Source organism: Nocardioides mesophilus, assembly GCF_014395785.1.
Classification (GTDB): Bacteria; Actinomycetota; Actinomycetes; order Propionibacteriales; family Nocardioidaceae; genus Nocardioides_B; species Nocardioides_B mesophilus.
Window position 1 is genome coordinate 1138206 of record NZ_CP060713.1, and the last position, 23343, is coordinate 1161548.

The 23343-nt window shown below is 73.6% G+C and carries 26 protein-coding genes and 1 tRNA gene; 13 read left to right on the forward strand and 14 right to left on the reverse strand.

The features are described 5' to 3' along the window. From H9L09_RS05405 to H9L09_RS05420, 4 genes are read left to right on the forward strand one after another with little or no spacing between them, the layout of a single operon-like run. Entirely contained in the window at positions 1-798 is a 798-nt protein-coding gene (locus H9L09_RS05405; protein ID WP_246456298.1) for an ABC transporter permease, read from the forward strand. Between the two features lie 32 nt (positions 799-830). Next, positions 831-1748, forward strand: coding sequence for an SGNH/GDSL hydrolase family protein (locus tag H9L09_RS05410; protein ID WP_187579681.1), 918 nt, complete (start codon positions 831-833; stop codon positions 1746-1748). A 55-nt stretch (positions 1749-1803) separates the two neighbouring features. Continuing rightward, a complete protein-coding gene (locus tag H9L09_RS05415) occupies positions 1804-3015 on the forward strand; it encodes a M20 metallopeptidase family protein (protein ID WP_187579682.1) in 1212 nt (403 codons plus the stop codon). Further along, positions 3012-3698 carry a uracil-DNA glycosylase gene (locus H9L09_RS05420; protein WP_187579683.1) on the forward strand — a complete coding sequence of 229 codons (687 nt, stop codon included), beginning with the start codon at positions 3012-3014 and terminating at the stop codon, positions 3696-3698. Before H9L09_RS05415 ends, H9L09_RS05420 begins: the two co-directional genes overlap by 4 nt. Positions 3699-3707: 9 nt before the next feature. Here the strand turns inward: H9L09_RS05420 and H9L09_RS05425 are convergent, their stop codons facing one another. Further along, the gene (locus H9L09_RS05425; RefSeq protein ID WP_187579684.1) at positions 3708-4181 is read right to left on the reverse strand and encodes a MarR family winged helix-turn-helix transcriptional regulator; all 474 of its coding nucleotides are present in this window, start codon (positions 4179-4181) and stop codon (positions 3708-3710) included. 77 nt (positions 4182-4258) lie between these two features. Between H9L09_RS05425 and H9L09_RS05430 the strand changes: the two genes are divergently transcribed. After that, a complete protein-coding gene (locus H9L09_RS05430; RefSeq protein ID WP_246456299.1) occupies positions 4259-5101 on the forward strand; it encodes a dioxygenase family protein in 843 nt (280 codons plus the stop codon). Between the two features lie 24 nt (positions 5102-5125). On the opposite strand, the gene H9L09_RS05435 is transcribed toward H9L09_RS05430, so the two are convergent. The 3 genes from H9L09_RS05435 to H9L09_RS05445 are packed head-to-tail and all read right to left on the reverse strand — an operon-like array spanning position 5126 to position 7502. Further along, entirely contained in the window at positions 5126-5839 is a 714-nt protein-coding gene (locus H9L09_RS05435) for a response regulator (protein WP_246456300.1), read from the reverse strand. Then, positions 5836-6435: a sensor histidine kinase gene (locus H9L09_RS05440; RefSeq protein ID WP_187579685.1), complete on the reverse strand. Its 600-nt coding sequence runs from the start codon at positions 6433-6435 to the stop codon at positions 5836-5838. The genes H9L09_RS05435 and H9L09_RS05440 overlap by 4 nt, the downstream gene beginning before the upstream one ends. Next, positions 6414-7502: a PAS domain-containing protein gene (locus H9L09_RS05445; protein WP_187579686.1), complete on the reverse strand. Its 1089-nt coding sequence runs from the start codon at positions 7500-7502 to the stop codon at positions 6414-6416. Before H9L09_RS05445 ends, H9L09_RS05440 begins: the two co-directional genes overlap by 22 nt. Before the next feature lie 53 nt (positions 7503-7555). Between H9L09_RS05445 and H9L09_RS05450 the strand changes: the two genes are divergently transcribed. Continuing rightward, a complete protein-coding gene (locus H9L09_RS05450) occupies positions 7556-8569 on the forward strand; it encodes a Bug family tripartite tricarboxylate transporter substrate binding protein (protein WP_223164217.1) in 1014 nt (337 codons plus the stop codon). Here the strand turns inward: H9L09_RS05450 and H9L09_RS05455 are convergent. The 4 genes from H9L09_RS05455 to H9L09_RS05470 form a co-directional block, all read right to left on the reverse strand. Further along, positions 8559-8966: a universal stress protein gene (locus H9L09_RS05455; RefSeq protein ID WP_246456301.1), complete on the reverse strand. Its 408-nt coding sequence runs from the start codon at positions 8964-8966 to the stop codon at positions 8559-8561. The two genes, H9L09_RS05450 and H9L09_RS05455, sit on opposite strands and share 11 nt — an antisense overlap. Before the next feature lie 79 nt (positions 8967-9045). Next, on the reverse strand, positions 9046-10599 hold the full coding sequence (locus tag H9L09_RS05460; RefSeq protein WP_187579688.1) for a tripartite tricarboxylate transporter permease: 1554 nt from the start codon (positions 10597-10599) through the stop codon (positions 9046-9048). Next, complete coding sequence (locus H9L09_RS05465; protein ID WP_187579689.1) at positions 10596-11174, reverse strand: tripartite tricarboxylate transporter TctB family protein; 579 nt, start codon at positions 11172-11174, stop codon at positions 10596-10598. The genes H9L09_RS05460 and H9L09_RS05465 overlap by 4 nt, the downstream gene beginning before the upstream one ends. Further along, entirely contained in the window at positions 11171-12190 is a 1020-nt protein-coding gene (locus H9L09_RS05470) for a Bug family tripartite tricarboxylate transporter substrate binding protein (protein WP_187579690.1), read from the reverse strand. The genes H9L09_RS05465 and H9L09_RS05470 overlap by 4 nt, the downstream gene beginning before the upstream one ends. A 213-nt stretch (positions 12191-12403) precedes the next feature. On the opposite strand from H9L09_RS05470, the gene H9L09_RS05475 reads away from it, so the two are divergent. The 4 genes from H9L09_RS05475 to pdxY are packed head-to-tail and all read left to right on the forward strand — an operon-like array spanning position 12404 to position 16075. Further along, the gene (locus H9L09_RS05475; protein WP_187579691.1) at positions 12404-13183 is read left to right on the forward strand and encodes an IclR family transcriptional regulator; all 780 of its coding nucleotides are present in this window, start codon (positions 12404-12406) and stop codon (positions 13181-13183) included. Further along, complete coding sequence (locus H9L09_RS05480) at positions 13180-14373, forward strand: CaiB/BaiF CoA transferase family protein (protein ID WP_187579692.1); 1194 nt, start codon at positions 13180-13182, stop codon at positions 14371-14373. Before H9L09_RS05475 ends, H9L09_RS05480 begins: the two co-directional genes overlap by 4 nt. Further along, positions 14370-15221, forward strand: coding sequence for a citryl-CoA lyase (locus tag H9L09_RS05485; protein ID WP_187579693.1), 852 nt, complete (start codon positions 14370-14372; stop codon positions 15219-15221). Before H9L09_RS05480 ends, H9L09_RS05485 begins: the two co-directional genes overlap by 4 nt. Beyond that, positions 15218-16075, forward strand: a complete 858-nt coding sequence (gene pdxY, locus H9L09_RS05490) for a pyridoxal kinase PdxY (protein ID WP_187579694.1) — start codon at positions 15218-15220, stop codon at positions 16073-16075. The genes H9L09_RS05485 and pdxY overlap by 4 nt, the downstream gene beginning before the upstream one ends. A 9-nt stretch (positions 16076-16084) precedes the next feature. Here the strand turns inward: pdxY and H9L09_RS05495 are convergent, their stop codons facing one another. Further along, positions 16085-17014: a transketolase family protein gene (locus tag H9L09_RS05495; RefSeq protein WP_187579695.1), complete on the reverse strand. Its 930-nt coding sequence runs from the start codon at positions 17012-17014 to the stop codon at positions 16085-16087. Further along, on the reverse strand, positions 17011-17712 hold the full coding sequence (locus tag H9L09_RS05500) for a 1-deoxy-D-xylulose-5-phosphate synthase N-terminal domain-containing protein (protein ID WP_187579696.1): 702 nt from the start codon (positions 17710-17712) through the stop codon (positions 17011-17013). Before H9L09_RS05500 ends, H9L09_RS05495 begins: the two co-directional genes overlap by 4 nt. A 54-nt stretch (positions 17713-17766) precedes the next feature. Between H9L09_RS05500 and soxR the strand changes: the two genes are divergently transcribed. Then, on the forward strand, positions 17767-18213 hold the full coding sequence (gene soxR, locus H9L09_RS05505) for a redox-sensitive transcriptional activator SoxR (RefSeq protein ID WP_187579697.1): 447 nt from the start codon (positions 17767-17769) through the stop codon (positions 18211-18213). Positions 18214-18231: 18 nt separating this feature from the next. Here soxR and H9L09_RS05510 read toward each other — a convergent pair. After that, positions 18232-18307: transfer RNA gene (locus tag H9L09_RS05510), tRNA-Thr, on the reverse strand. Between the two features lie 89 nt (positions 18308-18396). Between H9L09_RS05510 and H9L09_RS05515 the strand changes: the two genes are divergently transcribed. Next, complete coding sequence (locus H9L09_RS05515) at positions 18397-18567, forward strand: CsbD family protein (protein ID WP_187579698.1); 171 nt, start codon at positions 18397-18399, stop codon at positions 18565-18567. Positions 18568-18652: 85 nt separating this feature from the next. On the opposite strand, the gene H9L09_RS05520 is transcribed toward H9L09_RS05515, so the two are convergent. Then, the gene (locus H9L09_RS05520; protein ID WP_187579699.1) at positions 18653-19300 is read right to left on the reverse strand and encodes a hypothetical protein; all 648 of its coding nucleotides are present in this window, start codon (positions 19298-19300) and stop codon (positions 18653-18655) included. Between the two features lie 173 nt (positions 19301-19473). On the opposite strand from H9L09_RS05520, the gene H9L09_RS05525 reads away from it, so the two are divergent. After that, positions 19474-20745, forward strand: coding sequence for a DUF4032 domain-containing protein (locus H9L09_RS05525; RefSeq protein ID WP_187579700.1), 1272 nt, complete (start codon positions 19474-19476; stop codon positions 20743-20745). A 13-nt stretch (positions 20746-20758) separates the two neighbouring features. Here the strand turns inward: H9L09_RS05525 and rlmB are convergent, their stop codons facing one another. Together rlmB and cysS are read right to left on the reverse strand one after the other, a co-directional pair. Beyond that, positions 20759-21709, reverse strand: a complete 951-nt coding sequence (rlmB, locus tag H9L09_RS05530; protein WP_187579701.1) for a 23S rRNA (guanosine(2251)-2'-O)-methyltransferase RlmB — start codon at positions 21707-21709, stop codon at positions 20759-20761. A gap of 31 nt (positions 21710-21740) precedes the next feature. Continuing rightward, a complete protein-coding gene (gene cysS / locus H9L09_RS05535) occupies positions 21741-23261 on the reverse strand; it encodes a cysteine--tRNA ligase (RefSeq protein ID WP_246456302.1) in 1521 nt (506 codons plus the stop codon). Positions 23262-23343: the final 82 nt, after the last annotated feature.

Below are 23343 nucleotides of genomic sequence, written 5' to 3' on the forward strand. Positions count from 1 at the left end.
GTGCTCCCCCTGACCGCCCCCGTCGCGGCCGCCACCACCGCGCCCGCGCCCGACTGGCGGCTCGCGGCCGTTCTCGTCGCCCTCGTCGTGGTCGCCGTGCTGGCCTCGCGGATCGGCGGGCTCGGCGTGGAGCGGGACCAGCTGGTCGCGGCGTCCCGCGCGGTGGTCCAGCTCGCGGTCGTCTCGCTGGTGATCGCGGCGGCGCTGGGCTCGCTGGCGTGGTCGCTCGCCTTCGTGGCGCTGATGTTCGTGGTCGCCTCGTTCACCTCCACCGGACGGATCCGGGCACCCCGGGCGCAGCTGCCCTGGGTGATGCTGGCGATCGCGGCCGGCGCAGTGCCGGTGCTGGTGCTGATCCTCGGCTCGGGGGTGGTGCCGTTCAACGGCCCCGGCATCGTGCCGATCGCGGGGATCGTCATCGGCAACACGATGACCGCCGCCACCCTGACCGGCCGGCGCGCCTACGACGAGATCACCGGCTCGTTCGGCTCCTACGAGGCCGCCCTGGCGCTCGGCCTGAGCAGCCCCGCGGCGGCGTACGAGGTGATCGCGCCGACCGCCCGCGAGGCGCTCGTCCCCGGGCTCGACCAGACCCGCACGGTGGGCCTGGTGACGCTGCCCGGCGCGTTCATCGGAGTGCTGCTCGGCGGCGGCACCGCCCTGGAGGCCGGGGCCGCGCAGATCCTGGTGCTGCTGGGCCTGATGGCCGGCCAGGCCTTGACCGCCTCCGTACTGTTGCGGCTGGTCGCCCGGGGGCGCGTGGTCCGCGCGGACCTCGCCGACCGCTACCCCCGCTGATCCCCCGCTGGTCTCCCCCAGGAGGTACGTCGATGCACCGGCTCGCCCCCGCGCTGCTGGTCCTCGCGCTGGCCGTGGCCGGGTGCAGCGGCTCCCCCTCCGCCGACGCGCCGGCGACCGGGAGCACGTCCTCGGCACCCTCACCAGCCGCCGGCGGCACGGTGCAGCCCGGGACCGAGCAGTACGTCGCCCTGGGCGACTCGTTCACCGCCGGGCCGCTGATCCCCACCACCGACGTGGCGGCCGGCTGCTTCCGCTCGGACCGGAACTACCCGGCGCTGCTCGCCGCCGACCTCGGCCTCGACCTCACCGACGTCAGCTGCAGCGGCGCGGACACCGCCGACCTGGTGGGCCGCCAGCGCACGGTGAACGACACGACCGTCCCCCCGCAGCTCAGGGCGCTTCGCCGCGGCACCGCCCTGGTCACGCTCGGCATCGGCGGCAACGACCTCGACCTGTTCTCCACGCTGGTGAACCTCTGCCCGCGGCTGCGCGCGCAGGACCCGGCCGGCAGCCCGTGCGCCGACGAGCTGGCCCGGCGTGGCGAGGACCTGCGGAGCACCACGGCCCGGATCGGGCAGCGGGTCGCCGACGCCGTCGAGGAGGTGCAGCAGCGGGCCCCGGACGCCCGGGTGGTGCTGGTCGGCTACCTGCGGATCGCCCCCACCGACGGCTCCTGCCCGCGCCGGCTGCCGTTCGCGACCGGGGACCTCGCCTTCGGCGACCGGGTGATCCGGTCGCTGAACGCGGCGCTGGCCGGGGCGGCACGCCGTACCGGGGTGGAGTTCCTCGACATGTACGCCGCCTCCGAGGGCCACGACGTGTGCAGCGACCAGCCGTGGGTCAACGGCCGGCGCACCGACACCGGCAGCGCGCTCGCCTACCACCCGTTCCTCAGCGGCATGCGCGCGGTCGCCGACGGGCTCGAGGCCCTGCTTCGCGACCAGTGATCCGGCCCGGCCCGTCCGTGCAGCAGGCGGACCAGGTTGTGAGAGAGTCCGGCTCGTGAGCGCCGAGACCGTCGAGATCGCCCAGCAGCTCGGGCCGGACCTGGTGACGCTGCGCCGCCGGCTGCACCGGATCCCCGAGATCGGCCTGCACCTGCCGAAGACGCAGCAGCTGCTGCTCGAGGAGCTCGCCGGCCTCGACGTCGAGGTGCACCGCGGCCGGACGCTCTCCTCGCTCACCGTGGTGCTCCGCGGCCGGGCGACCCGCGACGACGGCTCGCGCGGGGTGGTGCTGCTGCGCGGCGACATGGACGCGCTGCCGGTCGCCGAGGAGGTCGCGTCCGACCACGCCTCCGAGCACGAGGGCGTCATGCACGCCTGCGGCCACGACCTGCACATGGCCGCCCTGGTCGGTGCCGCGCGGATCCTGCACCGGGTCCGCGACCGGCTCGCCGGCGACGTGGTGCTGATGTTCCAGCCGGGCGAGGAGGGCCCCGGCGGCGCCGAGCCGATGCTCGCCGAGGGCCTGCTGGACGTCGCCGGCGCCCGCGTGGAGGCGGCGTACGCCCTGCACGTGATGTCCTCCGAGCACCCGGCCGGACAGTGGTTCGCGCGCCCCGGCCCGCTGTTCGCGGCGGCCGACGAGGTGCACGTCCGGGTGCTGGGCTCGGGCGGCCACGGCTCCGCGCCGCACCGGGCGAAGGACCCGATCCCGGCCGCCTGCGAGATGGTGCTCGCGCTGCAGGCGATGAAGGCCCGCACCGCCGACGTCTTCGACCCGGTCGTCGTCAACGTAGGACTGATCGCCGCCGGCACGAAGGAGAACATCATCCCCGACGAGGCCTACTTCGAGGCCACGGTGCGCACCCTGTCGGAGCCGACCCGCGCCCGCGTGCACGCGGCGATCACCAGGACCGTCTCCGGCATCGCGGCCGCGCACGACCTCGAGGTGGAGGTCGAGCAGGTCCGCGGCTACCCGGTGACCGTCAACGACGAGGCGGAGTACGCCCTCGCCCACCGCACGGTGCTCGACCTGTTCGGCGCCGCGCGCTTCACCACGATGCCGCACCCGGACCTGGGCGCGGAGGACATGGCCTTCGTGCTGCGCGAGGTGCCCGGCGCCTACTTCAACCTCGGCGCCTGTCCTGGGCCGGACCCGCTGACCGCCCCCGACAACCATTCGCCGCGCGCCGCCTTCGACGACTCGGTCCTCCCGGACGCCGCCGCCTGGCTGGCCGAGGTGGCGCTGCGCCGGCTGGCCGGCGCATGAGCACGCTCGCGGAGCTGGTCGCGCGGGGGCTGGTGGCCGCCGACTGGGCCGAGGCGCTCGCCCCGGTCGAGGACGACCTCGTCCGGATGGGCCGGTTCCTCCGCGCCGAGGTCGCGGCCGGGCGGCGCTACCTGCCCGACGGCGACCACATCCTGCGGGCCTTCAGCCGGCCCCTCGCCGACGTGCGCGTGCTGGTGGTCGGGCAGGACCCGTACCCGACGCCCGGCCACCCGGTGGGGCTGTCGTTCTCGGTCGCGCCCGGGGTGCGCCCGCTGCCGAAGAGCCTGGTGAACATCTTCAAGGAGCTGGTCGCCGACGTCGGCTGCCCGCCGCCGACCGACGGTGACCTGACGCCCTGGTTCGAGCAGGGGGTGATGCTGCTGAACCGGGTCCTGACCGTGGCCCCGGGAACACCGGCCTCGCACCGGGGCCGGGGCTGGGAGCAGGTCACCGAGCGTGCCATCGTGGCGCTGGCCGGGCGCGGCGGTCCGTGCGCGGCGATCCTGTGGGGCCGTGACGCCCAGGGGCTCAAGCCGGTGCTGGGCGAGGTCCCCTGGGTGGAGTCGCCCCACCCGTCCCCGCTGTCGGCCTCCCGCGGGTTCTTCGGCTCGCGGCCGTTCAGCCGGGTCAACGACCTGCTGGTGCGGCAGGGCGGCAGCCCGGTCGACTGGGCGCTCCCCTGACGGGCGCCCTCAGCAGCGGGAGTCGAGGTCGCCGGCCGCGTCGATCCGCTCCACGATGTGGCCGGCGACCCGCTCCAGCGCGGCGACGTCCTCGGGAGAGAGGTCCTCGAAGACCAGCGAGTGCACCGTGGCGACGTGACCGGGGGCGGCCTTGCGGAGCACCTCCCAACCCTCGTCGGTCAGCGTCACCAGCGTCACCCGGCGGCTGTCCGGGCACGGGCGGCGCTGCACCCAGCCCTTCTTCTCGAGCTTGCTGATCACGTGCGAGAGCCGGGACAGCGAGGCGTTGGTCGTGGCGGCGAGGTCGCTCATCCGCCGGGTGTGGTCCTCGGCCTCGGAGAGCATCGCCAGGCACAGGTAGTCGAAGTGCGTGAGGTCGGAGTCGCGCTGCAGCTGGGAGTCCAGCGTCGGACCGAGCTTGAGCATCACGCCGGCGAGCTTCAGCCAGGCGTCGAGCTCCTTGTCGGTCAGCCATCGGGTCATGGCCGCAGCATAGCCCCCGATACTTGATGCTTCAACTTTCTCGGAGTAGCCTGCTCACAGAACCCCGAGGAGCAGCCATGACCGACCAGAACCACCCCACCGACCACGCCTCGCCCGCCGCCACGATCCCTGCGGCCACCGGGCCTGCCCGGATGCCCGCGCTCTACATCGGGCACGGCGCGCCGCCGCTCCTCGACGACCCGCTGTGGAGCGGTCAGCTGGCGTCCTGGGCCCGGGACCTGCCCCGGCCCACGGCGATCCTGATCGTCTCCGCGCACTGGGAGTCCGCCCCGGTCAGCCTCTCCGCCACCGCCGCCGGCACCCCGCTGGTCTACGACTTCGGCGGCTTCGCGCAGCGCTACTACGAGATGACCTACGTGACACCAGACGCGTCGGCGCTCGCGCGCCGGGTAGCCGCGATGATGCCCGACCGCGAGCCGGTCCACCAGCACGCGAGCCGCGGGCTCGACCACGGCGCCTGGGTGCCGCTGAAGATCATGTACCCCGACGCCGACATCCCGGTGCTGCAGATGTCGCTGCCCACCCAGGACCCCTACCGGCTGCTCGAGATCGGCCGCCGGCTGCGCCCGCTGCGCGACGAGGGCGTGCTCGTCGTCGGCTCGGGGTTCCTCACCCACGGCCTCCCGTTCCTCCGGGAGTTCCGCATCGAGGCCGCGGCGCCGGGGTGGTCCACCGAGTTCGACGCGTGGGCCGCCGAGGCGCTGGCCCGGGGCGACGTCGACGAGCTCGCCGCCTTCCGCAGCAAGGCGCCCGGGATGCCCTACGCGCACCCGACCGTCGAGCACTACACACCGCTGTTCATCACCCTGGGTGCCGCGGCGGACCCGGAGACCCCGGGCGAGCAGCTGATCGACGGCTACTGGATGGGCCTGTCCAAGCGGTCCCTCCAGGTGGCCTGAGCGCCCGCCGCTGCCGTCGACGGCTCAGCCCAGCCAGCGGTAGCGCCGCTCCGGGCGGCCCGCCTGACCGTAGCGCAGCCCGACCTCCGCACGGCCGGTCTCCGCGAGGTGCTCGAGGTAGCGGCGGACGCTGACCCGGGCGAGCCCCACCTGCTCGGCGCACTCGGCGGCGCTCAGCGTCGGCTGCTCGGCCGCGCCCTGCTCCTTCAGCGCCCGGGCGACGAGCTGCAGCGTCTGCACGGTCAGCCCCTTGGGCAGGTCGGCGCCGCCGGGCCGGGCGGCGCGCTGACCGCCGAACAGCGCGTCGACCTCGCGCTGCGCCATCTCCCCGTCGCCCTGGGTGGCCGCCGCCTGCACCGAGCGGCGCCGGCGGGCGAACTCGGTCAGCCGCTCGCGCATCACCTCGGCGGTGAACGGCTTGATGAGGTACTGCACGGCGCCGCCGCGGAAGGCCTCCTGCACCGTCTCGAGGTCGCGGGCCGCGCTCACCACGAGCACGTCGACCGGGTCGGCCTGCGCGCGCAGGCTGCGGAGCACCTCGAGCCCGGTCATGTCCGGGAGGTAGATGTCTAGCAGCACCAGGTCGGGCCGGTGCTCGCGCACCGCCGCCAGCGCCGCCTCCCCCGAGCGCGCCTCGGCGACCACCTCGAAGCCGGGCACCCGCTCGACGAACTTGCGGTGCACACGCGCCACCATGAAGTCGTCGTCGACGACGAGCACCCGCAGCGGCGGGGTCACGACGGCACCTCCTCGGGTCGTGGCGCCGGCGACACCGGCGAGGTCAGGGGCAGCACGGCCGTGAAGACGGTACGCCCCCGCGGGGTCCGCTCCACCTGGACGCCCCCGCCGCGCTGCTCGCAGACCAGCCGGCTCAGCGCGAGCCCCCAGCCCCGGCCACCCGGGTCCGAGGTCGGCTTGGTGGAGAAGCCCTGGTCGAAGACGCGTGAGGCCAGGTCGTCGGGCACCCCCGGACCGTCGTCGGTGACCCGGACCCGGACCGCGCCGTCCTCGACGACGAGCCGGACACCGACCGATCCGCGACCGGCGGCGACGGCCTCCATCGCGTTGTCCACCAGGTTGCCGAGCACGGTGAGGATGTCCGCCGAGAGCGCGCCCTCGACCGCCGGCAGCGCGGTGTCGTCGTCGAGGTCGAGGGTGACGCCGAGCTCGGCGGCGCGGCTACCCTTCGCGACCAGCAGTGCGGCGACCGAGGCGTCCTGCACCCGGGCGACGACGCGGTCCACCCAGCCGGCCCGGGCCCGCGCCTGGGTGGTGACGAAGCTGGCCACCTCGTCGTACTCGCCGAGCTCGATCAGCCCGGCGATGGTGTGCATGCGGTTGCTGAACTCGTGCGCCTGCGAGCGCAGCGTGTCGGTGGTCCCCGCCAGACGTCGAGCTGCCGGTTGAGGTCCACGAGCTCGGTGCGGTCGCGCACGGTGGTGACCCAGCCGATCCGGGTGCCCTGGTTGACCACGGGCATCTGGTTGAGCACCAGCACCCGTCCCCCGGCGGCCACCGCGAGGTCGTCGGCGCCGGCCCGGCCGCCGAGCACCCCGGTGAGGCTGTCGGGCAGCGCCAGCTCCTGCACCGGGCGGCCCACCACCTCCGTCGGCAGCCCGAGCAGCCGGACCGCCTCGTCGTTGACCAGCGTCACCCGGCCGGCGGTGTCGACGCCCACCACGCCCTCGCGCAGGCCGTGCAGCATCGCCTCCCGGTGCTCGACGAGGCCGGCGATCTCCTCCGGCTCCAGGCCGAGTGTCTGCCGCTTGATCCGGCGCGAGAGCAGCAGGCTGCCGCCGAGGCCGACCAGCGAGCCGACCAGCACGTAGATCACCAGCGTCGGCGCCGTCGCGCCCAGCCGCTCCCAGGTGGTCGGGTAGTCCCGGCCGACGAGGACGTAGCCGACCACGTCGCCGATCCCCACCCCGTCGCCGCTGCGCACCGCCTGCACCGGTGCCCGCGCCTCCACCGCCCGGCCGCCGTCGCGGGTGACCACCCCGACCCAGGAGCGGCCCGCGCCGGGACGGGTCACGGAGCGCCCGATGTCCGCGGGGTCCGAGGAGTGCACGACGGTCCCCGCAGCATCGGTGACCAGGACGTACGACGAGCCGGAGCTGGCGCGCGACCGCTCCGCCTCCCCGGCCACCCCGGCGTCGGTCCCCGAGGCCAGCCCGGTCTGCAGCACCCGGGTGCCGGCGACCGTCTCGGCGGTCGCCAGCACCCGCCGGCTCTCGGTGCGTCGGAACGCGACGTCGTTCTGCACCAGCGTCACCGGCGTGACGCCGAGGACGACCAGCAGCACGATCACCGCCTGCAGGCCGAGCAGCTGCCCGGCCAGGGAGACACGACGGATCCGGGGCCTGGCGGGCACCCGGGGCCGCGCGGGCTTCGGCAGCTTCACGGGGCGAGTCTCACCCATCGGGGCGGGCCGGCGCACGACGCTACGCTGCCCGGGTGTCGAGACGCGCCCGAGAGATCGCCAGGTGCGCCGCGGTGGTCCTCGCCGTGCTCCCGGTCGCGCTCGCCGGCTGCTCGGCCACCTCTCCCGAGGCCTCGGCCACCGACCAGCTCCGGATCATGGTGCCGAACGCGGCCGGCGGCGGCTACGACACCACCGCCCGCACCGTGGCCGTGGTGCTCGAGCAGGAGGGCATCACCGAGCGCCCGGAGATCTTCAACCTCGAGGGCGGCAGCGGCGGCGTCGGTCTGGCCCGCACCGTCCACGAGCGCGGCAACCCCGACCTGCTGATGATGATGGGCCTGGGGGTGGTCGGAAGCGTGCACACCAACGACATCGCCGCCGACCTGGACCAGGTCACGCCTGTCGCCCGCCTGCTCAGCGAGCCGGAGGTCGTGCTGGTCCGGACCACCTCGGAGCACCGGGGCCTGCGGTCGCTGGTGCGGGCCTGGCGCGAGGACCCCGGCAGCATCGTGGTGGGCGGCGGCTCGCTGGCCGGTGGCCCGGACCACCTCGCCACCCACCTGCTCGCCCAGGCGGTGAGGATCGACCCCCGCAAGGTGCGCTACCGGCAGTACGACGGCGGCGGGCCGCTCCTCGCCGCGCTCTTCACCGGCCGGGTGGACGTGGCTGTCTCCGGGGTGCTGGAGAACATCGAGCAGGTCCGCGCCGGCGCGGTCCGGGTGCTCGCGGTGACCGGCGAGCACCGGGTGCCCGGCGTCGAGGCCCCGACGCTGCAGGAGGCCGGGGTGCCGCTGGAGTTCGCCAACTGGCGCGGGTTCGTCGCGCCGCCGGGACTGACGCCGCGCGAGCGGGCCCGGCTGGTCTCGATCGTCACCCGCATGCACGACTCGCCGTCGTGGCGCGAGGCCGAGCAGGCCAACGGCTGGACCGACGCCTTCCTGACCGGGCACGCCTTCGGCTCCTTCCTCGACGAGGAGAGCGCACGGGTGCGCGAGCTGCTCGCCCGGCTCGGGATGGAGCCGGGCGAGCAGCAGGTCACGCCTTGACGGCGAGCACCGGGCAGCCGGCCTGCAGCAGCACCCGCTGGGCGGTGCTGCCGAGCAGCAGCTTGCCCACCGGCGAGCGGCGGCGCAGGCCGATCACCACCAGCGACGCGGCCAGCCGCTCCGCGGCGTCGAGGATCTCCTCCGCCGGGTCCTTGCGGCCGACGCTCTGCTCGACCTGGTGCGCCACGCCCGACTCCGCGAGCCGGCGGCGCAGGTCGTCGAGCTGCTCGGGCCCGGCGAGCCCCTGGTCGACGTACGCCTCGGCGCTGCTGGCGTTGACGACGTGCAGCGAGCTGCCGCGCCGTCCGGCCTCGTCGAGGGCCGCCCGGAGGGCAGCCTCGCCCTGCGGGGTGGGGGTGTAGCCGACCACGATCGTGGCCCGGTCCTGGGCTGGCACGGTCTCTCCTGACATGTGGGCTCGTGAAGGGCGATGGGTTCGTGCGGCACGCGGCTCCGGGGGGCAGGCCGGGTCGGGCTCAGTCCTCGTCGGCGAAGGCGAGCTTGCGGACGTCCTCGGGGTCCTTGCCGCGCAGCCGCGCCACCAGGGCCGGGGTGTAGGGCAGCAGCAGGGCCAGCAGCGCCAGCAGCAGGATCGCCAGCGACAGCGGCCGGGTGACGAAGACGCTGAGGTCGCCGTTGCCCACTGACAGCGCCCGGCGGAACTGGTTCTCCAGCTCCGGGCCGAGGATCGCGCCGAGGATGGTCGGAGCGATCGGGAAGTCGAGCTGGCGCATCAGGAAGCCGACCACGCCGATGGCGTAGGCGATGAGGATGTCGGTCACGGTGCCCGACACCGAGTAGATGCCGAGAGTGGCGAAGACCAGGATGCCGGCGTAGAGCACCGGCCGTGGGATCTGCAGCACCTTCACCCAGACCCGGATCAGCGGCAGGTTCAGCGCGAGCAGCATCACGTTGCCGACGAACAGCGACGCGATCAGCGCCCACACCAGGTCCGGCGCGTCGTCGAAGAGCTGCGGACCCGGCTGCAGGTTGAAGATCTTGAACGCCGCCAGCATCACCGCGGCCGTCGCCGAGGTCGGCAGGCCGAGCGTCAGCAGCGGCACCAGCACGCCGGAGAACGACGCGTTGTTCGCGGCCTCCGGGCCGGCCACGCCCTCGATCGCACCCTTGCCGAACTCGGCGCGACCGCGGGAGCGGTGCTTCTCGTAGGAGTAGGAGAGGAACGTCGGCAGCTCGGCGCCGCCGGAGGGCAGCACGCCGAACGGGAAGCCGAAGCCGGCGCCGCGCAGCCACGGGCCCCAGGAGCGGCGCCACTGCTCGCGGCTGAGCCACATGAAGCCGCCCTGCTGCGGGGGCTCCAGCGGGGTGACCTGGCCGGGCCGGGTCAGGCCGCGGGACAGCACGTAGAGGGTCTCCCCGATCGCGAACAGGCCGATGATCAGCAGCACCTCGTCGATGCCGTTGAACAGCGTGGGGGTGCCGAAGGTGAAGCGCGGCTGGCCGGAGATCGCGTCGAGGCCGATGAAGCCCACGGTGATGCCGAGCAGCAGCGAGATCAGGCCGCGCACCAGCGAGCTGCCGACCAGCGCGGTGACCGTGACCAGCGCGAGCACCATCAGCGCGAAGTAGTCGGTGGCCCGGAACGAGACCGCCAGGTGGCCGATCGGCTTGGCCACCAGCGCGAGCAGCACCGTCGAGATCACCGCGGCCACGAACGAGCCGATCGCCGCGGTGGCCAGCGCGGCCCGGGCGTTCCCGCGTTTGGCCATCTCGTGGCCCTCGATGGCGGTGGCCACCGACGCGGACTCGCCGGGGGTGTTGAGCAGGATCGAGGTGGTCGAGCCGCCGTACATCGCGCCGTAGTAGATGCCCGCGAACATGATGAAGGCGGGGATCGGGCTCTCGAAGCCGTAGGTCACCGGGAGCAGCAGGGCGATGGTGACCGCCGGGCCGATGCCGGGGAGCACGCCGACCAGGGTGCCGAGCGTGACCCCGATGATCGCGAACAGCAGGTTCTCCGGGCTCAGGACGGTGGCGAAGCCGCCCAGCAGGTCGCCGAAGGAGCTCACAGCGGAAGCACCCCCTCAGGGAGGAAGACGCCGAGGGCGCGGGTGAAGACCAGGTAGACCAGCAGCGAGAGGCCGATGCCGATCACCACGTCGCGGGTCAGGTGCCGCGAGCCCATCGCCCGGGCGGCGCCGATGAAGAAGACGCTGGTGGCCAGCACGTAGCCGACGGTGCCCAGCACCAACGCGTAGACGACGAGCAGCGCCACCAGCGCGGCGGCGGCGGGCATGTGGCGGAACGGCTCCACCGGCCGCAGCCCCGAGCGCCGCGCGATCGCCAGGGCCTGCTGGAGCATGTAGACCGCGGACAGCGCGGTGAGCAGGGTCAGCACCACCAGCGGGAAGAACCGGGGGCCGGCGAGCGAGTAGCCGTCGGCGTCGATCGCGAAGACCTGCGTCAGCAGGACGACGCCGATCGAGAACAGCCCCGCCCCGGCGACCAGCGGGATGAAGGGCGACCCGGTCTCCGGGGTCGCTTCGGCTCCGGCCGCCTGGGTGGTGGCGCCGGCCGGCCGGCCCCCGGGAGTACCGGGGGCCGGCTGCTCGACGCCGGAGGCGTCGGGTCGTGCGTCGGTCACAGCCCGAGGTCCTCGTAAAGGGCCCCGACCCGCTCGATCTCGTCGGCGAAGTACTGCTGGGCCTCGTCGCCGGTCTTGTAGAAGTCGCCCCACCCGTTGGCCTCGAGCTGCTCCTTCCAGGCGTCGGTGCCGTGCATCTCGTCGATGACCGCGGTCACGGAGTCGACCTGCTCGTCGGAGAGCCCGGGGGCCGCGACCAGCGCCCGCCAGTTGGCGAAGTCCACGTCGTAGCCGGCGTCGGCGAGCGTGGGCGCCTCCTCGCCGGCGACCTCGATCGGGTCGGCGGTGCTGACCGCGAGGAGCCGCATGTCGCCGGACTCGATCTGACCCTCGAACTCGCTGACCCCCGAGACGCCGACGGCGATGTCACCGGAGAGCACGCCGGCGGTGGCCTCGCCGCCGCCGGAGTAGCCGACGTACTTCATCTCGCCCGGCTCCGCGCCGGCCTCCTTGAGCAGCTCGGCGACCACGAGCTGGTCGGAGCCGCCGGCGCTGCCGCCGCCGAAGGTCACCGAGGACGGGTCCTCCTGGTAGGCCTTCACGACGTCCTCGATCGAGGTGAACTCGGAGTCCGCCGGCACCACGAACGCCTCGGCCTCGCTGGTCAGCGTGGCGATCGGCGTGGTGTCCTCCAGCGAGACCGGGGAGTCGGCCTGCTCGAGCGCACCGATCATGACCAGGCCGGTCATCATCAGCGCGTGCGGGTCGCCCTCGCTCTTCTGGAGCTGGGAGAGCCCGGTGGCGCCGCCGCCGCCCTCGACGTTGAAGACCTCGACCGGCTCGGAGACCACGTCCTCGGACTCGATGACCTTCTGCATCGCCCGGGCGGTGGAGTCCCAGCCGCCGCCCGCGGCCGCGGGCACCATGAACTGGATGGTCTTGGACGGGTACTCCTCGGCGGAGGTGTCCTGGCTGCCGCCGGCCGACTGGCTGCAGGCGGCCAGGGCCAGGGTGGTGGTGAGGCCGGTCGCGGCGAGCGCGGTCCGGCGGACGACCGAGCGGCGGTTGGCGCGCATCGGGTTCCTCCTTGTTTCTCAGGGGATCGAGTCGATGTGTTCGTCGTCACGGGAGGTGACCGCCGTCACGCTAGGCGGGCTCTCGCCGCAGCGAGCCGTTGCGGCCATCAGTCAGCTTGTGGTCTTTGTGGTCGCGGCTCAGCGCTGGCAAGCATCTACCGCCGACCCGTAGAGTGGTTCATCCGAACCACCTGACGGACCACCGGAGGACGCATGCCCCCCTCGCTGCCGGCCACTCCCGAGCCCGGGGTGCGCAGCCTGCAGCGCGCGATCGACGTGCTCGCGCTGTTCGACGAGCGGCACCCGACCCGGACGGTCCGCGACGTCGTGGACGGCACCGGACTGCCGAAGACCACGGCCGTGCGGCTGCTCGCCACGCTGGAGGGCCGGGGCCTGGTCAGCCGGGTCGCCGAGACGACGTACTCCTGCGGACCGGCGCTGCTGCGCTGGGTCCGCCTCGCCGAGCAGATGTGGCAGGTCTCCCCCGCGGCTCGCGCGGAGATGCGCGGGCTGGTGGACCGGTGCGGCGAGACCGTCAACGTCTACGTCCGCCAGGGCCTGGACCGGGTCTGCGTCGCGCAGGAGGAGGGCACCGCCACGGTCCGCAGCGTGGTCCCGGTGGGGGTGCCGCTGCCGCTCGGCCGCGGCGCGACGGCCAAGGTGCTGCTCGCCGGCGCGCCGCCCGGCCTGCTCGACGAGCTCGCCGGCGGGGATCCCGGCCTCGACCCGGCGGCCCGCGCCGCGCTCGTGCGCGAGGTCGACGCGGTCCGGTCCGGCGGCTGGGCGGTCTCGCACGGCGAGCGGGAGCTCGGGGCGTCCGCGGTGGCCGCTCCCCTGGCGGGAGCCGACGGCCGGGTGCTGGCGGCGCTGTCGGTGAGCGGCCCCACCTCACGGTTCACCGACGAGCGGGTCCCCGGCTACGTCGAGGCGGTCCGCGCCGCGGCGCAGGCGATCAGCCGGGTCGGGCTCGGTCCGGTCGGGGCGTTCCTATGAGCGGCCTGCTGGACGGGGTCCGGGTGCTCGACCTCACCAACGTCCTGGCCGGCCCGGTCGCCGGCTACCAGCTCGCCCTGCTCGGCGCCGACGTGGTCAAGGTCGAGCTGCCCGGCACCGGCGACCTCGCCCGCCAGCTCGGCGCCGACCCCGGGCTGAGCTCACGCAACCTGGGCGCGTCATTCCTGGCCCAGAACGGCGGCAAGCGCTCGGTCACGGTGGACCTGAAGAGCGACGGCGGCCGCGAGGTCTTCCGCCGGCTGCTCGGCATCGCCGACGTGCTGCTGGAGAACTTCCGCCCCGGCGTGCTGGCCCGGCTCGGGTTCGCGGCCGAGCAGCTGCGCGCGGAGTTCCCGGGGCTCGTCTACTGCGCGGTCTCCGGGTTCGGCGCGACCGGACCGGACAGCGACCGGCCGGCCTACGACCAGGTGGTGCAGGGGATGGCCGGCGTCATGAGCGTCACCGGTACGGCGGCCGGCGGGCCGCTCCGTGTCGGCTACCCGGTCTGCGACTCGATCGGCGGGCTGGCGGCGGCGTTCGCGGTGGCCGCCGCGCTGGTACGCCGGCAGCGGACCGGCGAGGGCGCCTACCTCGACGTCAGCATGCTCGACGCCGCGCTGACCACGATGGGCTGGGTGGTCTCGGACTACCTCGTCGCCGGCCGGGAGCCGGCCCCGATGGGCAACGAGAACCGCACCTCCGCGCCGTCGGGGACGTTCCGGACCGCGGACGGCGCGCTCAACATCGCGGCGAACCGCCAGCAGCAGTTCGAACGGCTCTGCGACGCCGTGGGCCGCCCCGAGCTGCTCGACGACCCCCGGTTCGGCACCCGCGAGGACCGCAAGGCGCACCGGGCCGAGCTCACCGCGGCCCTCGAGGAGACGCTGCGCTGCCGTCCGGCCGCGCACTGGGACGCGCTGCTGACCCGGGCCGGTGTGCCCGCCGGCCCGGTCGTCTCCGTCCCGGACGCGCTGGCCTCGGCCCAGGTCCGGCACCGCGGTCTGGTCAGCACGGTGGCCTCCGCGGCCGGCGACCTGTCGCTGCTGGGGCTGCCGACCCGGGTGGACGGGCAGCCGGTGCCGCCGTCGTCGCCGCCACCGGTGCTCGGCGAGCACACCGACGAGGTGCTGGCCGAGCTCGGCTACGCCCCGTCGGAGATCGCCGCGCTGCACGAGGCGGGTGCGGTGTGAGCACGCCGCGGCACAGCGCCCACGCGGCGACCTCCACCGAGGACACCACCCGGTGGTGGGCCACGGCCGTCTCGGACATCGAGCCGGGCGTGATCCGGCTGCGGGGCTACCCGGTCGAGCAGCTCATCGGCTCGGTGAGCCTGGTCGACACGATCTGGCTGATGCTGCGCGGCGACCTGCCCACGACCACCCAGCGCGAGCTGCTGGAGGCGGCGCTGGTGGCCGCGGTCGACCACGGCCCGCAGGCTCCCTCGATCGCCGCGGCGCGGATGGCCGCCACCTGCGGCGTCGGGCTCAACTCCGCGGTCGCGACCGGGGTGAACCTGCTCGGCGACGTGCACGGCGGCGCCGGCCAGCAGTGCCTCGCGCTCCTGGACCGGCTCGCCGGCCACGACGCCGTACCGCTCGAGGAGACGGTCGCCGCGGAGCTCGCCGACCACCGGGCCCGAGGCGAGCACGTGCCCGGCTTCGGGCACCGCTTCCACCCGGTCGACCCCCGTCGCGACCCGCTGGTCGCGGCGGTGCGGGCGGCGGCCGACGCCGGCCACGTCACCGGGCGGCACCTGGCCGCGGCGCTGGAGCTGGAGCGGCAGCTGGCCGCGGGGCGCAACCGGCCGGTGCCGATGAACATCGACGGTGCCACCGCGATCGTCTACGGCGAGCTCGGCTTCGACCCCGAGCTGAGCCGGGGCCTGTTCTGCCTGTCCCGCTCGGTCGGCATCCTGGCGCACGCCTGGGAGGAGCGGTCCGGCGGCCGCCGGATCAAGGGCCCGCTGCCGCCGCCGCTGCTCCCCGACTACGACGGGCCGGAGGCGCGGGACCTGCCGTCGGGCAGGATGGCCCCGTGAGCATCCTCTCCATCCAGTCCCTGGTCGCCTACGGTCACGCCGGCAACAGCGCCGCGCTCTTCCCGCTGCAGCGGCTCGGCAAGGTGGTCTGGCCGGTGATGACCGTGCACTTCTCCAACCACACCGGCTACGGCGACTGGAAGGGCCCGCTGCTCGCGCCGGCCGACGTGGCCGCGGTGATCGAGGGCGTCGGCGACCGCGGCGCCTTCGCCCGCTGCGAGGCGGTGCTGTCGGGCTACCAGGGCGCCGAGGAGGTCGGCGCGGTTGTCCTCGACGCGGTGGCCAAGGTGAAGGCCGAGTCGCCGTCGGCGATCTACTGCTGCGACCCGGTGATGGGCGACGTCGGCCGCGGCATGTTCGTGCGGCCCGGCATCCCGGAGTTCATGCGCGACCGCGTCGTGCCCGCGGCCGACGTGATCACCCCGAACCACTTCGAGCTCGACTTCCTCGCCGGCGTCACCACGACGACGTACGACGAGCTCCTCGACGCGGTGGCTGCCGTGCGAGCCGGCGGTCCGGACACCGTGCTGGTCACCAGCGTGATCCTCGAGGACACCCCCGCCGACATGCTCGACATGGTCGCGGTCTCCGGCGACGGCGCCTGGCGCACCCGGTTCCCGCGGCTCGAGGCGAGCCCGCCCGGCGCCGGCGACCTGACTGCGGCGGTGTTCCTCGCGAACCTCCTCGACGGGCAGGGGCGCGGGCTCGACGAGGCGCTGGCGCGCACCACCGCCTCGGTGTTCGCGGTGGTCGCGGCGACCGCCGAGGCCGGCGAGCGGGAGATGCGGATCATCCAGACCCAGGACGAGCTGGCCTCCCCCTCGCGGACCTTCGAGGCCGTCCGGCTGCGCTGAGAGCGTTTGTCAGGTTCGAGCCGAGGACCTCTCGCGTGCGAGGCGAGTGCTCTGCCCGAGGAACACCTCCAGGGACGCCCGGATCCCCGCCGCGTCCAGGCCGTGCGCCGCGACGTGCTGCCGCGGGGTGCCGTACCTGCGCAGCTCCTCCGCACCGACGCCGAGAGCCAGCAGCCGATGGGGTACGTCCACGAGTGCGTCCGACACCACCCGGCTCGAGGTCCCGGCCAGGTAGGGCTCGACGAGCACCACCTCGGGACCGGACAGCACCTCACGCAGGCCGCGGCCGTCGAAGGGCCGCACCGTGCTCGCGTAGAGCACCGTGGCGTCGAGCCCCCCGGTCGCTGCGACCACCGCATCGAGGACTGGGCCGACCGCCACGACCGTCGGCCCGGCGCCCCGTCGCAGCACGTGGAAGCGACCCGGTCGCACCGGGAACGCCTCGGTGTTCTGCTGGGACACGACCCGGACGTAGTCACGGCCGCTGCCGGCCACGGCGAGCCGCAGGGCGTCCTCGACCTCGGTGGCGTGACCGGGGACGTGGACGGTCCAGCCGGGCAGGGTGTCGATGAGGGCCACGTCGCCGGGCGCCTGGTGGGTCCGACCAGCGGAGGCGGCGTCGAACGAGCCCCCGGAGCCGACCAGGACGCCGCCGACGTCCTGGTGGCTGAAGCCCAGCTTGATCTGCTCGAAGGCGCGCTCCACCAGGAACGAGCCGAACGTGTGCACGATCGGACGCATCCCGGTCAGGGCCAGTCCGGCACCGACGTTGACCAGCAGCTGTTCGCGGATGCCGACGTTGATCACCCGGTCGGGGTGGCTCCGCTCGGCGTCGGCGAAGAACTGTCCGCTGATCTCGGCGTAGACGAGTGCCACCGACGGGTCCTCGTCGAGCAGTGCGGTGGCGGCGCGCGCGAAGGTCTGACGGGGGTCGCTCATGACTTCTCCTCCACCTCGGCCACGACCGCGGTGGGCCGACCCGTCGACGAGTGCAGGGCACGTTCCAAGGCATCGTGGTCCCGGCCGTCGACGGTCACCACCTCCCAGCCCTCGTGGGAGAAGCGGCCCTCAATCAGCCCGGGCCGGTTCCAGGTGGACGATCTGTTGTCGATCACGACGACGGTGAGCCGGTCCAGCGCGAGCGCTCCGGCGAGCTCGATCGCCTCGTGGTTGCTGCCTTCGTCGAGCTCGGCGTCCCCGACGAGGACGACGGTGCGGGCGTCGAGGCCCTGCGCCCGCAGGCCGAGCGCCGTGCCCACCGCGATCGGCAGGCCGTGCCCGAGGGACCCGCTGGAGATCTCCACGCCCGGCACGAGGTTGCGGTCGGGGTGGTAGCCCAGCGGCGAGTCGAAGCGCCCCCAGCCCGCCAGCCACTCCTCCGGCAGGAAGCCGTGGGCGGCGAGGACGGCGTAGTAGGCCATCGGCCCGTGCCCCTTGGACAGCAGGAACCGGTCGCGGTCCGGCAGCCACCCAGGCTCGGGCGCCACCCGGAGCACCCGGTCGTAGAGCACCCAGATCACGTCCAGCGTGGAGGTGGCGGCAGCGGTGTGCTTCTCGTCGCCGGTCATCAGCCACATCAGACGGGGGAGGTCGTCGTAGCCGGGTCGTGTGCGCCCGGCGGTTGTGGTGGTGGTCATGGAGCCCATCGTGCAAGCTCAAGTCCACTTGAGGTCAAGGGCTACTCTGACGACGTGTCGCAGCCGCACCACCTCACCATCGGCCAGCTCGCCGAGCGCAGTGGCGTGGCTCCCTCCGCGCTGCGCTACTACGAGGACCTCGGGCTGATCACCTCCGTGCGCACGGCAGGCAACCAGCGCCGCTACCTCCGGCCCACGCTGCGCCGGGTGGCGTTCGTCCGGTCGGCACAGCGGGTCGGCCTCACCCTCGACGAGGTTGCCGAGGCGCTGGCGACGCTGCCGGAGGGGCGCACTCCTACCAAGGCGGACTGGTCGCGGTTGTCCCGGTCGTGGCGGCCGAGGCTCGACGAGCAGATCGAGCGGCTCGAGCGGCTGCGGGACAAGCTCGACTCCTGCATCGGCTGCGGCTGTCTGAGCCTGCGCACCTGCGCTCTGCGCAACGCCGGCGACGAGGCCGCCTCGCGCGGGCCGGGGGCGGTCTACCTCCAGCCGGGCGCGTGAGGCCAAGGCCCCGGGGGCTGGAGCCGCTTGTCAGGTTCGAACTGACGACCTTTCGCTTACAAGGCGAGTGCTCTACCAGCTGAGCTAAAGCGGCGACGTGACGGCTTCCATCGTAATGAGACAGGTGTGGTCCGGCCGCATGTGGGTACGACGGGACTGTTCCCGAGACGAAGGAGGCACCACATGGGCGCCGACGACAAGATGCAGAACAAGACCGAGGGCCTGGTCGGATCGGCCAAGGAGAAGCTTGGCTCTGCGACGGGCGACAAGTCGATGGAGAACGAGGGCAAGGGCGAGCAGAGCAAGGCCGACCTGAAGCAGGCCGGCGAGAAGGTGAAGGACGCCTTCAAGTAGCCCCTCGCTCCTCCCGCTGTGCGGGTGCGGCCGCGTGCAGACGCCGGTCGCACCCGCACAGTCATGTCCGGGTCGATCCGTCCGGCTACTGGCAGTTCGCACCCACGCAGAACGAGCTCGAGCCCTCGCGCACCACGGCGAGCTGGCCGAAGTCGAGCGCGGCGGCACGCAGCCGCTGGGTGCCCAGCCATCCCTTGGCGGTGGCGGCACGGTTCTTGCCGTTGGAGTGGTAGGAGTAGCTGAACCCCTCTCCCTTCACGTGCTCGTTGGTCACCCCGCGGGTGATCGAGCCCTGCCCGGTCCAGGACGCCTTGAGGTCGAGGGTGCCGTCCTGGCACGGCTTCGGCTGGTCCCAGTTGGCGTCGTAGAAGCAGGTCCTGGCCGGCAGATCGGTGCCGGTCACCTTCGCGCTGGACAGCTTGGCGGCGTCGATGTCGAAGGTGAACCCGGTCGTCACGTCGATGATGGTCTCCTTGGCGCCGGCGAACTCACCGTTGCTGTCGAGCCGCGCGCGGAACCGCACCACGTAGAGGCTGGATCCCTTCTTGGCGTGCGTGGCGTTGACGTAGGTGTCCCGCACGCTGGTGTCGGTGGCGACGAACCAGTCGGCGTCGGCAACGGCCCCGTGGAACCGCTGATGGGTGATCTTTCCCGCCGCGGCGCCGGCCGGGCCGCCCCAGACCAGCACCATCGCCATCATCACCAGTACCACTGCCCTGAGTGCTCGTGACATCTGCTCGCCCCTCCGTCCTGGCCGCCTGGCCGCCCCTGAGGCCGTCCGGCCCTTCGTCCTCCGATCACAGCCCCGCAGCCCGGACAGCGACAGAGGCTCAGGTCCCGGGCCGGAGCGGCCCACCGGGCTGGACGGCCGAGAAGTCGCGCTCGCGGGCCACTAGGCTGCCGGGCATGGCGTTACGGATCGTTGCGACGAGGCCGAACCCCGCTCTGGTGACGCTGCCGTGGGACACCCCGCTCGAGCAGTGGGGCGACGACGTCGTCATCCAGCTCCCCCGCGGCATCTCCCGGCACGTGGTGCGCATCGTGCGCCTCGGCGTGGACGTCTACGCGGTCAAGGAGACCCGAGAACGCTACGCCTTCGGGGAGTACCGCCTGCTGCGCGACCTGCGCCGGCTGGGGCTGCCCGCCGTCGAGCCGGTCGGGGTGGTCGACGGCCGGATCGGCCGCGACGGCGACGAGATCGAGCCCTGCCTGGTCACCCGGCACCTGCACTTCTCGCTCCCCTACCGGTCGCTGTTCTCGCACGGGCTGCCCTCGGAGAACCTGCCCCTGCTGGTCGACGCCCTGGTGGTGCTGCTGGTCCGGCTGCACCTGGCCGGCTTCTACTGGGGCGACGTGTCGCTGTCGAACGTGCTGTTCCGCCGGAGCGCGGGCGAGTTCACGGCGTACCTCGTCGACGCCGAGACCGGCGAGCTGCACAACGTGCTGAGCCGCGGCCAGCGCGACTACGACATCGACGTGGCGGTCACCAACATCTTCGGCGAGCTGCTGGACCTCCAGGCCGGCAGCCTGCTCGACGCGTCGGTGGACGCGCACGCGATCGCCGAGCTGGTCCGCACCCGCTACGAGGCGCTGTGGGCGGAGCTGACCGAGACCGAGGAGTTCGGCACCCAGGAGATCTGGCGGATCGAGCAGCGGATCGAGCGGCTCAACGACCTCGGCTTCGACATCGACGAGCTCGACATCGTCACCGACTGGGACGGCGCCACGGTGCGGGTCCAGCCCAAGGTGGTCGAGGCCGGCCACCACGCCCGCGAGCTGCAGGGCCTGACCGGGTTGCACGTGGAGGACAACCAGGCCCGCCGGCTGCTCAACGACCTGGCCACCTACACCGCCCACTTCGACCTCGGCGGCGAGGACCGGGCCGTCGTCGCGCACCGGTGGATGACCGAGATCTACGAGCCGATCACGGCGATGATCCCCGCCGAGCTGCGCAGCCGCCTCGAGCCGGCCGAGATGTTCCACGAGGTGCTCGAGCACCGGTGGTACCTCTCCGAACGGGCCGGGAGGTCCGTGCCCCTGTTCCAGGCGGCGGCGTCCTACGTCCAGGACGTGCTCGCCCGGCGGCCCGACGAGGCACTGGCCACCGGCCCCGGACCCGACGACGAGGACGCCGCAGGGGCCGACGGCGCGGTAGCGGACGACCCGGTCACCCGCTGAGCCGACCAGTCGGTCAGATCGCGCCGCGGCGGCGCGCGATGGCGTAGAGCGCCACCGAGGCGGCGACCCCGGCGTTGAGCGACTCGAGCTCGTTGACCATCGGGATCGAGACCAGCTGGTCGCAGGTCTCGGCCACCAGCCGGGACAGGCCGTCGCCCTCGGAGCCGACCACCACGACCAGCGGGCCCTCGGCCAGCTCGAGGTCGGGCAGCGAGACGTCGCCGTCCGCGGCCAGCCCGACCACCATGCAGCCGGCCTCCTGGTAGGCCTTGAGCTGACGGGTGAGGTTGGTCGCCTGGGCCACCGGGATCCGCGACGCGGCCCCGGCGGAGGTCTTCCACGCGGAGGCGGTCATCCCGGCCGCCCGGCGCTCGGGGATCAGCACCCCGTGCGCGCCGAACCCGGAGGCGGAGCGGACCACGGCGCCGAGGTTGCGGGGGTCGGTGACCGAGTCGAGCGCGACGATCAGCGCCGGCTCCTTGCGCTCCGCGGCGCGGTCCAGGAGGTCCTGGGGATGGGCGTACTCGTAGGCCGGCACCCGGGCGGCGAGCCCCTGGTGCACCGCGCCGCCGGTCAGCCGGTCGAGCTCGTTGCGGGGCGCCTCGAGCAGCGAGATCCCGCGCTCGGCCGCCACCCGGAACACCTCCCGGAGCCGTCCGTCGCGCTCGGCGCCCTCGGCGACGTACACCGTGGTCACCGGCATCTGGGCGCGGAGCGCCTCCACGACCGCGTTGCGGCCCGCGATCCACTCGGAGTCGCCGGTCTTCTTGCGCTGCGGGCGGGCCGAGGACTTCCGGTCGGTCCGCACCTGGTCCTTGTACGCCTTGTGGTTCGGGCGGTCCTTCGCCTTCGGCGTCGGACCCCTGCCTTCGAGGCCGCGCTTCACGCGGCCTCCGGAGCCTGCGGTGGGGTTGCCCTTGCCGGTCCGCTTGACCGCGCCGCGCCGCGCCGAGTTGCCTGCCATCAGTTGTCCTTCGGTGATCGTGGTGCGTGGGTCAGAGGGACCATTGGGGCCCCTGCGGTGTGTCCTCGAGCTCGATCCCGGCCGCCTTCAGCTGCTCGCGGATCGCGTCCGCGGCGGCGAAGTCCTTCGCCGCGCGCGCCGTGGTGCGCTGCTCGAGCAGCGCCGCCACCAGGCTGTCGACGGCGGCGGTGAGCTTCTCCTCGCGGGCCGAGGAGCCGCCCGCCGACCAGTGCGGGTCGAACGGGTCGATCCCCAGCACCGCCAGCATCCCGCGGACGTGCACGGCGGCGAGCAGCAGGTCCTCCGAAGGCCCCGCGTCGAGCAGCTTGTTGCCCCGCTTGACGGTCTCGAAGATGACCGCGACCGCGGCCGGGGTGCCGAGGTCGTCGTCCATCGCCGCGACGAACGGTCCGGGCAGCGTCGCCGCGAGCCCGCCCGGGTCGACCGGCTCCGGCGACGTCGGCACCGCGGCGGGGTCGAGGTCCAGGACGTCCGCGGCCCGGGTGAGGAAGTGCTCGACGCGCGCGAAGCCGGCCGCGGCCTCCTCGAGCGCCTCGAAGCTGAACTCGACGTGGCTGCGGTAGTGCGCGGCCACGATGTAGAAGCGCAGGTCGATCGCGCGCACCCGCTCCAGCACCGAGGGCACCACCAGGGAGTTGCCCAGCGACTTGCTCATCTTCTCGCCGGCCGTGGTGATCCAGGCGTTGTGCATCCAGTACTGCGCGAAGTCGTAGCCGGCCGCCCGGGACTGGGCCTGCTCGTTCTCGTGGTGCGGGAACCGCAGGTCGACGCCGCCGCCGTGGATGTCGAAGCCGGTGCCGAGGTACTTCAGCGCCATCGCCGAGCACTCGATGTGCCAGCCGGGCCGGCCGGGGCCCCACGGCGACGGCCAGGCCGCGGTCTCCGGCTCGGACTCCTTCTTCCAGCCCTTCCACAGCGCGAAGTCGCGCGGGTCGCGCTTCCTGGCGACCGACTGCGGGTCGGCGGCCACCTCTGCGGCCTCCATGTCGTCGATCCGCTGACCGGTGAGCTCGCCGTACGCCGGCCACGACCGCACGTCGAAGTAGACGTCGCCGGAGCCGTCCTCGGCGGCGTAGGCGTGGCCGCGGGTGATCAGCCGGCCGATCAGCTCGATCATCTCCGGGACGTGCCCGGTGGCGGCCGGCTCGTAGGTGGGCGGCGCGACGTTGAGGGAGTCGTAGGCCTTGTCGAGCTCGCGGTGCATCGCGTAGGCGAGGTTGTACCAGGGCCGGCCCTGCTCGGCCGACTTCACCAGGATCTTGTCGTCGATGTCGGTGATGTTGCGGATGAAGCTGACGTCGTACCCGTTCGCGAGCAGCCAGCGGCGCAGCACGTCGAAGTTCACCGCGGACCGGACGTGGCCGACGTGCGGCTCGGACTGCACCGTCAGCCCGCACAGGTAGATCCCGGCCCGACCCGGCTCGAGCGGCTCGAAGGCGCGGACCTGCCGGCTGGCGGTGTCGTAGAGCCGCAGCGTCCCCGCAGGGGCGGGGTGGTGCGGCCCGGCGGGCGGCTCGGAGGTCGGGGTCACCGGGTCATGGTATCGGCGTGCTGCCGGGGCCGACGCCGCCACGGAGCCGGCCTCCCCTGTGCGCGTTGGGAAGATTGGGGAA

Bases quoted from the DNA above. Each gene is read 5' to 3' on its own strand.
- H9L09_RS05525 (WP_187579700.1), top strand. From the start codon at position 19,474: ATGGCGTTACGGATCGTTGCGACGAGGCCGAACCCCGCTCTGGTGACG.
- H9L09_RS05430 (WP_246456299.1), top strand. From the start codon at position 4,259: ATGACCGACCAGAACCACCCCACCGACCACGCCTCGCCCGCCGCCACG.
- H9L09_RS05475 (WP_187579691.1), top strand. From the start codon at position 12,404: ATGCCCCCCTCGCTGCCGGCCACTCCCGAGCCCGGGGTGCGCAGCCTG.
- H9L09_RS05425 (WP_187579684.1), bottom strand. From the start codon at position 4,181: ATGACCCGATGGCTGACCGACAAGGAGCTCGACGCCTGGCTGAAGCTC.
- H9L09_RS05410 (WP_187579681.1), top strand. From the start codon at position 831: ATGCACCGGCTCGCCCCCGCGCTGCTGGTCCTCGCGCTGGCCGTGGCC.
- rlmB (WP_187579701.1), bottom strand. From the start codon at position 21,709: ATGGCAGGCAACTCGGCGCGGCGCGGCGCGGTCAAGCGGACCGGCAAG.
- H9L09_RS05420 (WP_187579683.1), top strand. From the start codon at position 3,012: ATGAGCACGCTCGCGGAGCTGGTCGCGCGGGGGCTGGTGGCCGCCGAC.
- H9L09_RS05520 (WP_187579699.1), bottom strand. From the start codon at position 19,300: ATGTCACGAGCACTCAGGGCAGTGGTACTGGTGATGATGGCGATGGTG.
- H9L09_RS05470 (WP_187579690.1), bottom strand. From the start codon at position 12,190: ATGCGCGCCAACCGCCGCTCGGTCGTCCGCCGGACCGCGCTCGCCGCG.
- H9L09_RS05480 (WP_187579692.1), top strand. From the start codon at position 13,180: ATGAGCGGCCTGCTGGACGGGGTCCGGGTGCTCGACCTCACCAACGTC.
- H9L09_RS05515 (WP_187579698.1), top strand. From the start codon at position 18,397: ATGGGCGCCGACGACAAGATGCAGAACAAGACCGAGGGCCTGGTCGGA.
- H9L09_RS05495 (WP_187579695.1), bottom strand. From the start codon at position 17,014: ATGAGCGACCCCCGTCAGACCTTCGCGCGCGCCGCCACCGCACTGCTC.
- H9L09_RS05500 (WP_187579696.1), bottom strand. From the start codon at position 17,712: ATGACCACCACCACAACCGCCGGGCGCACACGACCCGGCTACGACGAC.
- H9L09_RS05440 (WP_187579685.1), bottom strand. From the start codon at position 6,435: ATGCACACCATCGCCGGGCTGATCGAGCTCGGCGAGTACGACGAGGTG.